The organism is Serratia sp. PL7, assembly GCF_945957435.1.
The window spans coordinates 2,444,262-2,457,458 of the sequence record NZ_CAMFLB010000001.1; the positions used below are offsets into that span (position 1 = coordinate 2,444,262).

At 61.1% G+C, this 13,197-nt stretch carries 15 protein-coding genes; 8 read left to right on the forward strand and 7 right to left on the reverse strand.

All coding sequences use genetic code 11. The features are described from left to right. Positions 1-18: 18 nt before the first annotated feature. A complete protein-coding gene (gene phnC / locus N6G83_RS11830) occupies positions 19-852 on the reverse strand; it encodes a phosphonate ABC transporter ATP-binding protein (protein WP_019454697.1) in 834 nt (277 codons plus the stop codon). Between the two features lie 117 nt (positions 853-969). Further along, positions 970-1,977 (reverse strand): tryptophan--tRNA ligase, encoded by a 1,008-nt coding sequence (trpS, locus tag N6G83_RS11835; RefSeq protein ID WP_043136919.1) that lies wholly within the window; start codon positions 1,975-1,977, stop codon positions 970-972. A 290-nt stretch (positions 1,978-2,267) separates the two neighbouring features. Here trpS and N6G83_RS11840 point away from each other — a divergent pair, with 290 nt between their 5' ends. Continuing rightward, the gene (locus N6G83_RS11840; protein WP_025302011.1) at positions 2,268-3,143 is read left to right on the forward strand and encodes an NAD(P)-dependent oxidoreductase; all 876 of its coding nucleotides are present in this window, start codon (positions 2,268-2,270) and stop codon (positions 3,141-3,143) included. Positions 3,144-3,175: 32 nt separating this feature from the next. Here the strand turns inward: N6G83_RS11840 and N6G83_RS11845 are convergent, their stop codons facing one another. The 3 genes from N6G83_RS11845 to N6G83_RS11855 all read right to left on the reverse strand — a co-directional run bounded on the left by N6G83_RS11845 (position 3,176) and on the right by N6G83_RS11855 (position 5,868). Further along, a complete protein-coding gene (locus tag N6G83_RS11845) occupies positions 3,176-3,703 on the reverse strand; it encodes a cysteine hydrolase family protein (protein ID WP_043136914.1) in 528 nt (175 codons plus the stop codon). A 25-nt stretch (positions 3,704-3,728) separates the two neighbouring features. After that, positions 3,729-4,832: a suppressor of fused domain protein gene (locus N6G83_RS11850; RefSeq protein WP_025302009.1), complete on the reverse strand. Its 1,104-nt coding sequence runs from the start codon at positions 4,830-4,832 to the stop codon at positions 3,729-3,731. A gap of 163 nt (positions 4,833-4,995) precedes the next feature. After that, a complete protein-coding gene (locus N6G83_RS11855; protein ID WP_197819380.1) occupies positions 4,996-5,868 on the reverse strand; it encodes an oxygenase MpaB family protein in 873 nt (290 codons plus the stop codon). Positions 5,869-6,110: 242 nt separating this feature from the next. Between N6G83_RS11855 and N6G83_RS11860 the strand changes: the two genes are divergently transcribed. The 4 genes from N6G83_RS11860 to N6G83_RS11875 all read left to right on the forward strand — a co-directional run bounded on the left by N6G83_RS11860 (position 6,111) and on the right by N6G83_RS11875 (position 9,342). Beyond that, the gene (locus N6G83_RS11860) at positions 6,111-6,554 is read left to right on the forward strand and encodes an acetyltransferase (RefSeq protein ID WP_016928596.1); all 444 of its coding nucleotides are present in this window, start codon (positions 6,111-6,113) and stop codon (positions 6,552-6,554) included. Positions 6,555-6,817: 263 nt separating this feature from the next. Next, positions 6,818-7,843, forward strand: a complete 1,026-nt coding sequence (locus tag N6G83_RS11865) for a methionine ABC transporter ATP-binding protein (protein WP_025302007.1) — start codon at positions 6,818-6,820, stop codon at positions 7,841-7,843. Continuing rightward, positions 7,836-8,504: a methionine ABC transporter permease gene (locus N6G83_RS11870; protein WP_004939505.1), complete on the forward strand. Its 669-nt coding sequence runs from the start codon at positions 7,836-7,838 to the stop codon at positions 8,502-8,504. The genes N6G83_RS11865 and N6G83_RS11870 overlap by 8 nt, the downstream gene beginning before the upstream one ends. 19 nt (positions 8,505-8,523) lie before the next feature. Further along, positions 8,524-9,342 (forward strand): MetQ/NlpA family ABC transporter substrate-binding protein, encoded by an 819-nt coding sequence (locus tag N6G83_RS11875; RefSeq protein ID WP_043136906.1) that lies wholly within the window; start codon positions 8,524-8,526, stop codon positions 9,340-9,342. Positions 9,343-9,377: 35 nt separating this feature from the next. On the opposite strand, the gene N6G83_RS11880 is transcribed toward N6G83_RS11875, so the two are convergent. Continuing rightward, positions 9,378-10,022 (reverse strand): TetR/AcrR family transcriptional regulator, encoded by a 645-nt coding sequence (locus N6G83_RS11880; protein WP_049203879.1) that lies wholly within the window; start codon positions 10,020-10,022, stop codon positions 9,378-9,380. Positions 10,023-10,198: 176 nt separating this feature from the next. Between N6G83_RS11880 and bhsA (N6G83_RS11885) the strand changes: the two genes are divergently transcribed. The 3 genes from bhsA (N6G83_RS11885) to dapF all read left to right on the forward strand — a co-directional run bounded on the left by bhsA (N6G83_RS11885) (position 10,199) and on the right by dapF (position 11,935). After that, positions 10,199-10,456, forward strand: coding sequence for a multiple stress resistance protein BhsA (gene bhsA / locus N6G83_RS11885; RefSeq protein ID WP_033637578.1), 258 nt, complete (start codon positions 10,199-10,201; stop codon positions 10,454-10,456). Between the two features lie 193 nt (positions 10,457-10,649). Next, positions 10,650-10,907 carry a multiple stress resistance protein BhsA gene (gene bhsA / locus N6G83_RS11890; RefSeq protein ID WP_016928601.1) on the forward strand — a complete coding sequence of 86 codons (258 nt, stop codon included), beginning with the start codon at positions 10,650-10,652 and terminating at the stop codon, positions 10,905-10,907. Positions 10,908-11,020: 113 nt separating this feature from the next. Further along, positions 11,021-11,935 (forward strand): diaminopimelate epimerase, encoded by a 915-nt coding sequence (dapF, locus tag N6G83_RS11895; RefSeq protein WP_260515385.1) that lies wholly within the window; start codon positions 11,021-11,023, stop codon positions 11,933-11,935. On the opposite strand, the gene N6G83_RS11900 is transcribed toward dapF, so the two are convergent. Continuing rightward, positions 11,871-13,169, reverse strand: coding sequence for an SLC13 family permease (locus tag N6G83_RS11900; RefSeq protein WP_049295226.1), 1,299 nt, complete (start codon positions 13,167-13,169; stop codon positions 11,871-11,873). The two genes, dapF and N6G83_RS11900, sit on opposite strands and share 65 nt — an antisense overlap. Positions 13,170-13,197 lie beyond the last annotated feature (28 nt).

Sequence of the window (13,197 nt, forward strand, 5' to 3'; positions counted from 1 at the left end):
GTAAAGGTCAAAAGTGCTTCAATGGATCTGATTGGCTTCTTCGCCATACAGCTGGTGCAGGATCCGTTCGTTCAGTTGCGAAGGATGCCCGTCAAACACGATCTTCCCGTGGGCGATGCCGATCACCCGCGAGCAATACTCTTTCACCAGTTCGACCGAGTGCAGGTTCACCATCACCGCGATGCCGTCTTCGCTGATTTTCTGCAGCGCGTCCATGATGCGGCGGGTGTTTTTCGGATCGAGCGACGCGACCGGCTCATCGGCCAGCAGGATTTGCGGGTTTTGCATCAGCGCGCGGCAGATGGCGACGCGCTGCATCTGGCCGCCGGAGAGGTGCTCGGCGCGCTGCAGCGCGTGTGGCAGCATGTTGAGCCACTGCAACAGCTCGATGGCGCGAGCGCGGTCGGCGTCATCGAACAGTTTGAAGAAGGATTTCAGGGTGGAGGTGTGGCTCAGGCGCCCCAGCAGCACGTTGGTCATCACGTCCAGCCGCGGCACCAGGCAGAAGTCCTGGAAGATCATGCCGCAGCGCGCGCGCCATTGGCGCATCTGGCGGCCGGCAAGCTGGGCGATATCCTGCGCCACGCCATCGTCTTCGAAGTGCAGCATCTCGCCGCAGCTGGAAGGAATGGTGCCGTTGAGGGTATGCAGCAGCGTGGACTTGCCTGCGCCGGAGCGGCCGATCACCGCCACGAACTCGCCGGCGTGCAGATCGAAATTGATGTCATCCAGCACGCGCTGCTGCGCTTTATAGGCCTTGCCGAGTCCCTTTACCGATAATACTTTGCGAGATGCGGCGGCGTGCTGCCCTGGAAAGTCGTGCTGTGCCAATTTTAACAGTGCCTGAGCCATATGATTTCTCTGGTTTCAGTGGCTAATCATTATGGGCACCTATTAACGGATAAGTTTATGACAGTGGGATGATGGTTTTATGGCCGGGGCGTGACGCGTGCCGCCCCGGCGTGCGCATCATTCCAGGCTAAAGAAGTCCAGCCCCAGCGCCATCTTGACCTGCTGCAGCGTCTGCTGGCTGACCTGATGCGCGCGGCGGGTGCCGTGCTGCAGGATACGCGTTAGCTCGCCTTTATCGGCAATGAATTCGGCGCGGCGGGTGCGGATCGGCTCGAGCAGGCTCTGCAGGCAATCCTCCAGCAGCCGTTTGATTTTCACGTCCCCCAACCCGCCGCGCCGATAGTGCGCCTTCAGCTCCGCCACCAGTGCGGCGTCTTCGCAGAAGGCGTCCAGATAGGTGAACACCATGTTGCCCTCCACCCGGCCGGGATCGCTGACGTTGAGATGGCCAGGATCGGTGAACATGCTCATCACCGCCTTGTGAACCTCGTCGGCGCCGGCGCCAAGCGGGATGGCGTTGCCGCGCGATTTCGACATCTTGCCCTGCCCGTCCAGCCCCGGCAGACGCCCGACGTTGCTCAACAGCGGCTGACACTCCGTTAATATCGGTTGGCCAACGATGTGGTTGAAGCGCCGCACGATCTCGTTGGTTTGCTCCAGCATCGGCAGCTGATCCTCGCCGACCGGCACGTGGGTGGCGCCGAAGGCGGTGATGTCCGCCGCCTGGCTGACCGGATAGATCAGAAAACCGGCCGGCAGGCTGCGGGCGAAATCCTTCTCGGCGATTTCGTTTTTCACCGTCGGGTTGCGTTCCAGCCGCGCCACGCTGACCAGATTGAGGTAGTACATCGTCAGCTCGGCCAACGCCGGCAGAGCCGACTGCAGGCAGATCGTGGTCTTGTGCGGATCGATGCCGACCGCCAGATAGTCGGCCACGACATTGAGCACGTTGGCGCTGATTTTTTGCGGGTTGTTGCCGTTGTCGGTCAGGCCCTGCAGATCCGCCACCATCACCGTTTGGTTATGCTGGTGCTGCAGTTCGACGCGTTGGCGCAGCGAGCCGACAAAGTGACCTAAATGCAGTGGGCCGGTAGCGCGATCGCCGGTAAGAATGGTGTAGCTCATGACAGTGCTCCTGAAGGTCTGTAGACCGCCGGATCAACGCCACAAAAGATAATGCCGCCAAACCGGCGGCATTAAAAAGAGATGTGAATACTCGTGCCGCCTCAGAAGAGGCGCCACCATGACTGATTGTGGGTGGAGTGCATCGATATATTCATGCCATCAAGGTATACCCGCAGCGGCAATGCGTCAATAGCCCGCCGCCGGCGCGTAAGACGGCGTTACACTCCAGCATTTGCGTTCCTGGCCCGGCGCGCTAGGGTAAAACCTTCAACCTGAAAAAGGAGCGCATGATGAAGATCGGATTTGCCGGACTGGGTGGGATGGGCAGCGCCATGGCAACTAACCTGGTGCAGGCGGGCTTCGCGTTGACGGTATGGAACCGCTCGCCGCAGGCGGCGCAGCCGCTGGTAAACGCCGGCGCGCGGCAGGCCGAACGGCCGGAGCAGTTGGCCGATGCCGACGTGCTGATCACCATGCTGGCCGACGATGCCGCCACGCAACAGGTGGTGGTGGACAGCGGATTGCTGCAGCGGATGAAACCGGGCGCGCTGCATATCAATATGGCGACCATCTCGGTCGAGCTCGCCAAACGCCTGACGACGCTGCATGCGGAACACGGCATCGGCTATCTCGCCGCACCGGTGCTGGGGCGGATCGACGTGGCCGCCGCCGGCAAGCTGAATATTCTGGCAGCCGGCGATAGCGAACGGCTGAAGCAAGCGCAGCCGCTGTTCGATGCCCTCGGCCAGAAAACCTGGCACTTCGGCGCCGACCCGGCGCAGGCCAACGTGGTCAAAATCGCCACCAACTTTACGCTGGCCAGCGCCATTGAAGCGATGGCGGAAGGCAGCGCGCTGGTGCGCAACTACGGCGTTTCCGGCGCCGACTACCTGCAGATGCTGAGCAGCACCGTCTTCGCCGCCCCGGCTTACCAGGGCTATGGTGCGCTGATCGCCGCCGAGAAGTATTCACCCGCCGGATTCCGGCTGGCGCTGGGGCTGAAGGACGTCGGGCTGGCGCTGGCCGCCGGCGCCGACAGCCATACGCCGATGCCGTTCGCCGGAGTGCTGAAGGACAACTTCCTCGACGCGATGGCGCAGGGGGATGCGGATCTGGACTGGGCCGCGCTGGCCAAGGTGGCGGCGCGGCGGGCGGGCCTGAAATAACGAACGGGGGCGCTGGCCCCCGTTTTCCGTTCTCAGAACACGATGTCCGCTGCGGGCACGGCGCGGATCGGCACGCCGAAGCTGTCGATATTCGACAGCGTCTCGTTATGGTGGGTACGGATCAGCAGGCCGTCGGCATAGGATTTGTCGTGGCAGGTGTGGGCATCCGCCGCCAGCGTCACCGGATAGCCGTGCGCCGCGGCGCTGCGCACCGTGGAATCGATGCAAAACGGCGTGGAGTAACCGCAAACCACCAACTGCGATACGCCGTTGGCGATCAGCAACGCGCCAAGCGAAGTGCGCAGGAACGAGTCCGGCGTGGTTTTATCCACCCGATGGTCGCTTGGCGCCACCTTCAGCGCCGCGAGCACTTGCCAGGCGGCGCTGCCGTGCGGCAGCTCGTCGTCCGGCGTATGGTGCTGAATGACGACAACCGGCACGCCCGCCCGGCGGGCGCGCTCGCTCAGCTGATTAATGCGCGTAACGGTGCCCGTGGCATCCGCCGGCGGCGGCGTAAACAATCCTTCCTGCACATCGATAATCAACAGCGCGGTGGTCATGGCGGCTCCCGAAGATTAAGCCGCGTCAGCACACCGGCTGGCGCGGGCGGAAAATATGATCGACGCCCTGCTCACGCAACCGGTTCACCAGATCGTGCCCGCCGTTCGGCGTGGCGTGCGCCAGCTGGCGCTCGGCGGTAAACACCGGGCTGGCCCAAAACAGGTTCACCGGGTCGCCGTACTGCTGCGGCAGAGTCAGGTGCGCGTGATGCGGGTAGAAGGACGACGATAAAATATAGCCCTCGTAGCCCAGCGGCGCCACGTCCGACTCCAGCGTATGCCCTTCGCCGATCCAGGTCAGCCGCGCCCAAGGCGCGTGCGCGAAACCGGCCAGCGCGCTGGCCATCTGCACCGCGTTGTCTTCGGTCATGTATTGGCTGTCGATGGCGATCGCCATCTCCATGCGGCGATAGCGCGAAGCCTCATCGTTGAACAGGATCTCCACCCACGGCATCGGCCGAATGCTGACGCCCATGGTGAGGAAGTAATAGATGCCGTCGCGCTCGTGCTGAGTGATGGCCATCGGCGGCCACTTGCCCTGATCGATGGCGTAGTATTTTACCGAAGGGCCGAAATGCGGCTCATAGCGCGCCTGAAAATCGCGCTGCATCTTCGGCCACGGATTGCCCTCTTCACGCTGCCAGCTGCGCCAAAACTGGCGGGTGCTTTCCGCCTGCGCATATTGCGTGTTGGTCGAGGCCGAACCGAGCGGATAGGCCAACGGGCTCTCCTTGATGCAGCTGGCCGAATAGCACACCGAATGGTCGATATACAGGCTCCAGCCGGGGATCACCGCCAGCAGTTGGCCGTAATACCACAGGGCCGCGCCGTCGTCGCTTTCGCTCCACACCACCATCAGCCCTTCCGGGTTCAGCGGCGCTTCCCCTTCCAGGTTGCGGCAAAATTCCGCCGCCAGCATCGGCGGCTGCCCCTGCTCCAGCGCGGCGCGATCTTCCTGCAGCGGCGCGGCGGCCAGATTGCGCAGCCAACAGGCGCGCACCTGATAGCGATCGCTGTAGGCTTCGGCGGGATAGATGTAAAAATAGGCTGCCCGGTGATCTTGCTGAACCACCGCGACCAGCGTCTGGTTCTCATTGCTGACTTCAGCAAGTACGTATGACTCGTTCATATCACCTCAATAGGGTCAGGGCGCGGCAGAATCGGCTGCGCGCAAAAAATGGAATGTGGCTTTGCCCCCAAGTGTAAAACGCATTACTGGCCGGATCACCCGTAAAAGTCTCAAAAGCGGCCGTAAACGAAGATAAACAAAGACTAATTATAGCGGCTGTGGCTCATGACGGCCGAGTAATGCGCCTCACCGCGCGCTGATAGGAACCGTTGCGCATCGACGCGCCCAGCACTTTGCCGAGGCCTGCGGCCCCCGTTCGCACCAACCGCCGCCGCAACGCGCCCGGGTGAAAGCCGAACTGCCGCTGCGCCCAATCGGGCAACAGATCGATGCCCGCCTGCATCACCACCCCGCCGAGCGGGCGCGCCAATGCGCTAGGTGCCGGCGCTTTCAGCAGAATGCGCGCCACCTCTAGCGTGCGTTCATCGCAGACCAGCTGCGGCCGCATCGCCTGCAGGTACTCTTCGACCTCCGCGCAGGACTGAGGAATGGCGGTCGCCCCCAGCGCGGCGGCCACGCGCGCCGCTTCGCGGTAGTATTGATCCTGCAAATCGCGGGAAAGATGCGGGTTACGGTAGCGCAGGTGGCTGGCCAGAAAACGGCTGCTCTCCGCCACGTGCACCCAGGTGAGCAGCGCCGGATCGCTGGCGGCATAAGGCGTGCCGTCGCTGCCGACGCCGGTCACCCGCAGATGGATGGCTTTGACTTTGGCGATCAGCCGCTCCGCCTCGGCGGTCGGGCCGAAGGTGGTGACCGACACGAACTGGCTGGTGCGGCGCAGGCGGCCAATCATATCGTCGCGGAAGTTGGAGTGATCCCATACGCCGGCCAGCGCCAACGGGTGCAGCATTTGCAACAGCAAGGCGCTGACGCCGCCGCACAGCATCGGGGTGAAATCGCGGTGTACCTGCCAGATGACCGACTGCGGGCCGAACAGCCCCGGATCGCCGGGCGGATTCTCAAAATCGACGCCGCCGAGCGCCAACCCGGTCAGGCTGAGCACCTGTTTTTCTATCGCTGCGCGTACCGCTTCCATCCTGCCGCCCTCTTGCTCATTCAGCGGCCAGTGTATCACGCGGCGAGCGCCTCATTGCGCCCTGCGGCGGTTGAAAGCATTAACTTACTGAATTACAGTTGTTATACCGCTTGCAACTAGGCGGGCCTATTCGATCCACTGCAGAGGCGCTTTGCAGGGCGTTAACCCACGTTAATTCGGCACTAACCCCACAAAACCTCTATCTAGTTTCTTTTCCTTCAACTTAGATAGCAGAGAGTTCGATGATTACCATCAGAGCACGCGCGGCGGAAGACAACGCGCAATTGGCAGATATCTGGCTGCGTTCGGTGCGCGCCACTCACCACTTTTTAACCGAAGACAACATCGCACAGCTGTTCCCGCTGGTGCTGAACGATTACCTGCCGGCGGTCAACGTTTGGGTGGCCGAAGAGCGGCCGGGGCATCCCTGCGGCTTTATCGGTCTGAACGGCAACAAGGTGGAGATGCTGTTTATCGACGCCGATCAGCGCGGCAAAGGGGTGGGCAAAGCGCTGCTGACCCACGCGGAAACGCTGCACGATGAGCTGCAGCTGGACGTGAACGAGCAAAATCCGCAGGCCAGCGGCTTCTACCGCCACTACGGTTTTGTCATCACCGGCCGCTCGCCGCTCGACGGCCAGGGCAACCCGTTCCCGCTGCTGCACATGAAGCTGGAAAAACGCTAGCCCTCCACCGGCCGCCCAGCGGCCGGTTTTCTCCCCCCCATGGCGCCCGCCGTTTAATATATCAAATCAGAATAAGTAATAGATTTTACATTCTTCCTGTCACTATCAACCCTCGGTAGGATTGCCCGGTATTCACCCGCAACAGAGGTTCCGTCCGCCACTTCCCGCCGGGTCGTGCCCCGCCGAAAAGCCGAACGATCCCTGTCCGGCGCAACGCGCTCCGGACGGAATGCTGTGATGTATCGATAAGGATCCGCTTCGTTATGATCGTTCTTTCGAACGTTTGCAAAACTTTTGACAGCGCACAGGGCCGCGTCGTGGCGGTAGACGACGTCAGTCTGGCGGTGGACGCCGGGCAAATTTACGGCATCATCGGCTACAGCGGCGCGGGCAAAAGCACGCTGATCCGCCTGCTCAACGGCCTGGAAACGCCCACCAGCGGCCGCATTGACGTGGGCGGTTTCGATATTGCCCGCGCCAAAGGCAGCCATCTGCGCCAGGCACGCCTGAAAATCAGCATGGTGTTCCAGCACTTCAACCTGCTGTGGTCGCGCACCGTCAGCCAGAATATCGCTTTTTCCATGCAGATCGCCGGCGTGCCCAAGGCGCAGATTGCGCCGCGCGTGGCGGAACTGATCGCGCTGGTCGGCCTGCAGGGGCGCGAAAACGCCTATCCGTCGCAGCTCAGCGGCGGCCAGAAACAGCGCGTCGGCATCGCCCGCGCGCTGGCCAATAACCCGAGCGTGCTGCTGTGCGACGAAGCCACCTCGGCGCTCGATCCGCAAACCACCGACGCCATTCTCGACCTGCTGCTGGACATCAATCGCCAGCTGAAATTGACCATCGTGCTGATCACCCACGAGATGCACGTGGTGCGCAAAATCTGCCACCGCGTGGCGGTAATGGAAAACGGCCGCATCGTCGAAGAAGGCCCGGTGCTTGACGTGTTCACCCGGCCACAACAGCCGATCACCCGGCAATTCGTCAAACAGGTGTCGCAGTATGCGGACACGGAAGAGAGCTTCAATCCACTGCTCACCGCTCATCTGCCGGGGGCGATTTTCAAGCTGACCTTCGTGGGCGTGCAAACCCATCAGGCGGTGATCTCCGAAGTGATCCGGCGCTACGCCCTGACCGTCAACATTCTGCACGGCAAGATCAGCCACACCCTCAACGGTTCGTTCGGCGAACTGTACATTCACGCCGAAGGCAACGAACAACAAGTCGCCGACATGCTCAGCCTGCTGCACGAAAGAGATATCGCCGTCGAGGTTATCCAACATGATTGAATCCCTGTTCCCCCACCTGCGCCTGGACCAACTGTGGGACGCCACCTGGGAAACGCTGTACATGACCGGCATCGCCGGTTTGGCCACGCTGGTGCTGGGCATCGTGCTCGGCGTGCTACTGTTTTTAACCTCGAAGGGCCAGTTGCTGCAGAACCGGGCGGTCTACTCGCTGATCTCCGTACTGGTCAACGTCTTCCGCTCCATTCCGTTCATCATTCTGATCGTGCTGCTGATCCCGTTCACCAAGTCGCTGATCGGCACCATTCTCGGTGCGGACGCCGCCCTGCCGGCGCTGATCGTCGGCGCCGCGCCGTTCTACGCCCGGCTGGTGGAGATCGCGCTGCGCGAGGTCGATAAAGGGGTAATCGAAGCGGCGCGCTCGATGGGCGCCAAAAACCGCACCCTGATTTTCCGCGTATTGCTGCCGGAGAGCTCGCCGGCGCTGGTTTCCGGCATCACCGTCACCCTGATCGCGCTGGTGAGCTACACCGCGATGGCCGGGGTGATCGGCGCCGGTGGCCTGGGCAACCTGGCCTATCTGGAAGGCTTCCAACGCAACCACAGTGACGTGACGCTGGTGGCGACGCTGACGATTCTGCTGATCGTTTTCGTCATTCAGTTCATTGGCGACACCCTGACAAGAACGCTCGATAAACGTTAATTAACCAAGGAAAACGATGATGAAAAAGCACTTACTGATGTTGGCTTTCGCCTCTGTCGCCACCCTCGCCTCTTACGGCGCCGCCGCGGCGACCAAGCTGGTGGTCGGCGCCTCCAACGTGCCGCACGCCGAGATCCTCGAACAGGCCAAACCGATACTGGCGAAGGAAGGCATCGATCTGCAGATCAAGCGCTTCCAGGATTACATTCTGCCGAACACCGCCTTGGCCAGCCACGACATCGACGCCAACTACTTCCAGCACGTGCCTTACCTGAACTCGGTGCTGAAAGACCACGCCGACGACAAGAGCTACGACTTCGTCAGCGCCGGCGCGATCCATATTGAGCCTATCGGCATCTACTCGAAGAAGTACAAGAGCCTGAAAGATCTGCCGGAAAACGGCAAAATCATCATGCGCGACGCGGTGGCGGAAGAAGGCCGCATCCTGTCAATTTTTGAGCAGCAAGGCGTGATCAAGCTGAAGCCAGGGGTGAGCAAGGTGGACGCGCGCATCACCGACGTGGTGGAAAACCCGAAACACCTGAAGTTCCAGGCGAACGTTGAAGGCGCGCTGCTGCCGCAGATGTACAACAACAACGAAGGTGACGCGGTGGTGATCAACGCCAACTACGCCATCGACGCCGGGCTGAATCCGACCAAGGATCCGATCGCGGTCGAAAGCGGCGAAAACAACCCGTACGCCAACATCATCACCGTGCACAAAGCTGACGTGAACAAGCCGGAGATCGTGGCGCTGGTGAAGGTGCTGCACTCCAAGCCGATTCAGGACTTTATCCGCGAGAAATACCAGGGCGCGGTGATCCCGGTCAATCAGTAGTAGGTTATACGGCCCGGTGAAAACCGGGCCTGTTGTTACACCTTATTGCCAATCTGGCTGAGCCGCGGCCACACCAGCATCAGCGCCTCCAGCAACCGCAACAGCTCGCTCCGGCTTGCCCCTTCTCGCGCCTGCACCGACATGCCTTCAATGGTGCAAATGACGTATTTCGCCAGCAGCGCGGTATCGGTTTTCGCCAACAATTCGCCCTGCTGCACCTTGCGATCGAAGCAGACTTTCAGCGCCGCTTCCTGGGCATGATGTTTTTTGCGCAGCATCTGGGCGACGTCGTCGGAAGCAGACGACAGTGCCGCGGAGGCGCACACCATAAAACAGCCTGACGGCGTATCGGGGTCGGTAAACACTTCGACGGAAGAGCGCACGTAGGCCTCGACGATCTCGGCCACCGGCACATCCTGTTCCAACAGCTGGTTGGTGCAGGTGGTGTATTTTTGCAGATAGCGTTCCACCGCCGCGCGGAACATCCCCTCTTTGTTGCCGAATTCCGCATACAGCGTCGGCGCCTTGGCGCCGGTCACTTCCACCAGATCGGCCAGCGAGGTGGCTTCATAACCGTGCCGCCAGAACAGATCGAGCGCGCTTTCCAGCGCCCGGTCGCGATCAAATTGTTTTGGTCTGCCACGGCTTTTCTTGCCGCAGACCGCTTCATTGATGCTCATCGTTCCTCTCCTATCCCGCTCCACGGCAGGCTTAGCACAAATAACTTAACGATCATTATAAAAAAATATTGCGCGTTCGTCGAGAACCGATTAGCATTTAGTTATCGATCGTTAAGATAATTTAACGAAGCAGATTAAAACCCTCTATTGACCGTTATCAGAAAGGAATTAACATCATGAAAAATTTAAAATTAACCTTAGCAGCTCTCACTCTGGCCAGCGTTTCCTTCGGCAGCTTCGCCGCCGATTTAGTCCAGAACCAACCGGCAGATCAACAGAAAGTGGGCGTCATCACCGTCAGCGGCGCATCCGATCTGACCTCGCTGGAAAGCAGCCTGGCCGCTAAAGCCGATCAGGCAGGCGCAAAATCCTTCCGCATCATCGGCGCCGGCGGTAACAACCAGCTGCATGGTACTGCAGAAATCTATCAATAACAAAGCATTAATCCTGTGGACTGCATACCCTTATTGCTCACAGCGCCAGGGCGTAAAAAAAATTAATTAACGAGCATTAAAAAAATACTTGCAATCCGTCAAACCGGCATCTAACATTAAATTATCGATCGTTAATCAATTTAACGACCTTACAAAACAAACATCGTAAAGAACAAAGATAGGAAATAAGACCATGAAAAACCTGAAAATGACCATCGCAGCCATCGCACTGGCTTCCGTCTCCTTCGGCAGCTTCGCCGCCGATCTGGTTAACGCACAACCCGCCGACCTGCAAAAAGCCGGCGTCGTCACCGTCAGCGGTGCGTCCGACCTGAGCAGCCTGGAAAACAAACTGGCGGCCAAAGCCGACGCGGCGGGCGCCAAATCCTTCCAGATCATCGCCACCACCGGTGACAACAAACTGCACGGCACCGCGATCATCTACAATTAATGGCCAGATAGGCAATCGTGCAAAAGGGCGGCTCAGGCCGCCTTTTGTTTGTTTTGACGCCAACGTTCTGTTGTAAGCTGTAGCCACCTTTTCTTGCTGAGCCGAGCAACGCCATGACTCCCCTGCTGTTTCACAAATATCACGGCCTGGGCAACGACTACCTGGTCTGCCACCGTTCGGTCGCCGATCGTCTGAGCCAGGAACAGATCCGCCTGTTGTGCCACCCGCATTACGGCATTGGTTCCGACGGCCTGCTGATCGACAGCGGTGACGCCGTCAATCCCACCCTGCGCATCATCAACCCGGACGGCTCCGAAGCGGAGAAAAGCGGCAACGGCCTGCGTATCTACGCGCGGTATCTGTTCGACAGCAGACGCGTGGCGCATCAGCCGTTTCTGGTGCACACCGCCGGCGGCGACGTGCGTTGCCAGGTGGCGGAAGACGCGCATCAGATAGCCGTGGAGATGGGGCGCGCCAATTTCAGCCCGGCGGCGCTGCCGGCCTTGATCGATCTGCCGGAGGTGCTGAACTATCCGCTGCCCCTGAAGGAGGAGACGTTAAGCGTTTCGCTGGTGTCGATGGGCAACCCGCACTGCGTGGTGCCGGTGGAAAAACTGGATCTGGCGCAGGTGCATCGGCTCGGACCGCAGATTGAGCGCCATCCGCTGTTCCCGAAACGCACCAATGTACAACTGGTGGAAGTGGTCGATCGCCAGACGCTGCGCATCGGCATCTGGGAGCGCGGCGCCGGCTTTACCCTTGCCTCCGGCAGCAGCAGCTGCGCCGCCGCCAGCGTGATGCGCAAGTTGGGACGAGTCGGCGATCGGGTTAGCGTGCGGATGCCGGGCGGCGAACTGCAGATCGCCTTCAGCGGCGATTTTCAGGTCAGCATGCGCGGGCCGGTGCATAAAATCGCCACCCTGACGCTGGACGAAGATTGTTTTGCCGGCGGTGCGGGGCTGTTTACGGGATCCACCCCAGCAGCCGGAACCACAGATAATCCAACGGCACCAGCAGTGCGAAGCTAAGCACGGCCAACAGCAGGCACAGCTTTAGCCCTTCGCGTGCCGGCACTTTGCCCATCCCCATCGCCACCACGATCGGCGAGGCCTGATACGGCAACAGCGGGGTGGCATAACCGATCACCTGGGTCATCAACACCGTCAGCAGCGGCAGGCCGCTGCCCGCGGACAGCGCCTGCGCCAGCGGGGTAAACAGCGCCGGCACGCCGTTGGCGGTCACCACGAAATTCAACAGCGCGGTGATCCCCACCAGCGAACCGAATGCGGTAAACGGCTTACCGTGCAGATCCGGCATCATCGCCAGCAGCGCGCCACCCAACCGATCGCCGAGCCCCGAGTGGCTGACCAATGCGGTCAGCCCCAGGATCCCCGCCACGTAAATGCAGGTGCGCACGTTAACGCCGGCGGCGAACTGTTCGCCGTTGAGAAAACCGATGCGCGGCAGCAGGCAGACGCAGGCCGCTGCCAACCCTATCCAGGCCGGGGCGATGCCGTGCCAGCTGTCGGTCATCCACAGCAACACCGTCATGCCCAACAGCGCGATCAGTCGCCACTCGGCGGCACTGAGCGGCGTTTGCCCCGCCTCGGCCACCACCGGTTGCGGCCGCGCCCGGAACAGGCCGCAGATGCACAACGTCAACAATGCGCCTTTGGCCACCCCGAGCACCGGGGCATGCAACAGCAGATAAGAGAGATAAGCGAAGTGGCTGCCGTAGGCGCTTTCCGCCGCGCCGCTCATCACCAGGTTGGGCACGTTGGCCGGCAAAATGCTGGCGGAGAGCTGGAAGGTGCCGAACCCCACCGCCAGCGCCAAACCGATGCGGCCGCGCGAGCCTTCCGCCAGACCTGCGCGATCGGCCAACGCCATGACGATCGGCATCAGCAGCGTAATCCGCCCCATGTTCGAGGGCATGACAAACGCCAACGCGTAGCTTATCGCCACCACGCCGCCCACCAGGCGCGGCCAGGAACCGGCCAGATGCGGCAAGAGGCGGTTGGCCAGGCGATCCGCCAAGCCGGTGCTGCGGATGGCGCTGCCCAACACGAAACCGCTGAGCACCAGCCAGAATGCGGAGGACGCGAAACCGGAAAAGGTCACCGCAGCGGGCGCCAGCTGCAATACCATCACCGCCGCAAAGAACAGCAGCGCGACCAAATACTCCGGCAAGCGGGCGCTGGCCCATAGCGCGATGACCACCAGCGTGACCAGCGCGGACAGCGCCATGGGATCCCCCAACATAGTTTCCTCCCTGATAAAACGTTGTGAT

Bases quoted from the DNA above. Each gene is read 5' to 3' on its own strand.
- N6G83_RS11865 (WP_025302007.1), top strand. From the start codon at position 6,818: ATGATCGTTCTTTCGAACGTTTGCAAAACTTTTGACAGCGCACAGGGC.
- N6G83_RS11850 (WP_025302009.1), bottom strand. From the start codon at position 4,832: ATGAACGAGTCATACGTACTTGCTGAAGTCAGCAATGAGAACCAGACG.
- N6G83_RS11870 (WP_004939505.1), top strand. From the start codon at position 7,836: ATGATTGAATCCCTGTTCCCCCACCTGCGCCTGGACCAACTGTGGGAC.
- phnC (WP_019454697.1), bottom strand. From the start codon at position 852: ATGGCTCAGGCACTGTTAAAATTGGCACAGCACGACTTTCCAGGGCAG.
- trpS (WP_043136919.1), bottom strand. From the start codon at position 1,977: ATGAGCTACACCATTCTTACCGGCGATCGCGCTACCGGCCCACTGCAT.
- dapF (WP_260515385.1), top strand. From the start codon at position 11,021: ATGACTCCCCTGCTGTTTCACAAATATCACGGCCTGGGCAACGACTAC.
- bhsA (WP_016928601.1), top strand. From the start codon at position 10,650: ATGAAAAACCTGAAAATGACCATCGCAGCCATCGCACTGGCTTCCGTC.
- N6G83_RS11855 (WP_197819380.1), bottom strand. From the start codon at position 5,868: ATGGAAGCGGTACGCGCAGCGATAGAAAAACAGGTGCTCAGCCTGACC.
- N6G83_RS11845 (WP_043136914.1), bottom strand. From the start codon at position 3,703: ATGACCACCGCGCTGTTGATTATCGATGTGCAGGAAGGATTGTTTACG.
- N6G83_RS11880 (WP_049203879.1), bottom strand. From the start codon at position 10,022: ATGAGCATCAATGAAGCGGTCTGCGGCAAGAAAAGCCGTGGCAGACCA.
- bhsA (WP_033637578.1), top strand. From the start codon at position 10,199: ATGAAAAATTTAAAATTAACCTTAGCAGCTCTCACTCTGGCCAGCGTT.
- N6G83_RS11875 (WP_043136906.1), top strand. From the start codon at position 8,524: ATGAAAAAGCACTTACTGATGTTGGCTTTCGCCTCTGTCGCCACCCTC.
- N6G83_RS11860 (WP_016928596.1), top strand. From the start codon at position 6,111: ATGATTACCATCAGAGCACGCGCGGCGGAAGACAACGCGCAATTGGCA.
- N6G83_RS11840 (WP_025302011.1), top strand. From the start codon at position 2,268: ATGAAGATCGGATTTGCCGGACTGGGTGGGATGGGCAGCGCCATGGCA.
- N6G83_RS11900 (WP_049295226.1), bottom strand. From the start codon at position 13,169: ATGTTGGGGGATCCCATGGCGCTGTCCGCGCTGGTCACGCTGGTGGTC.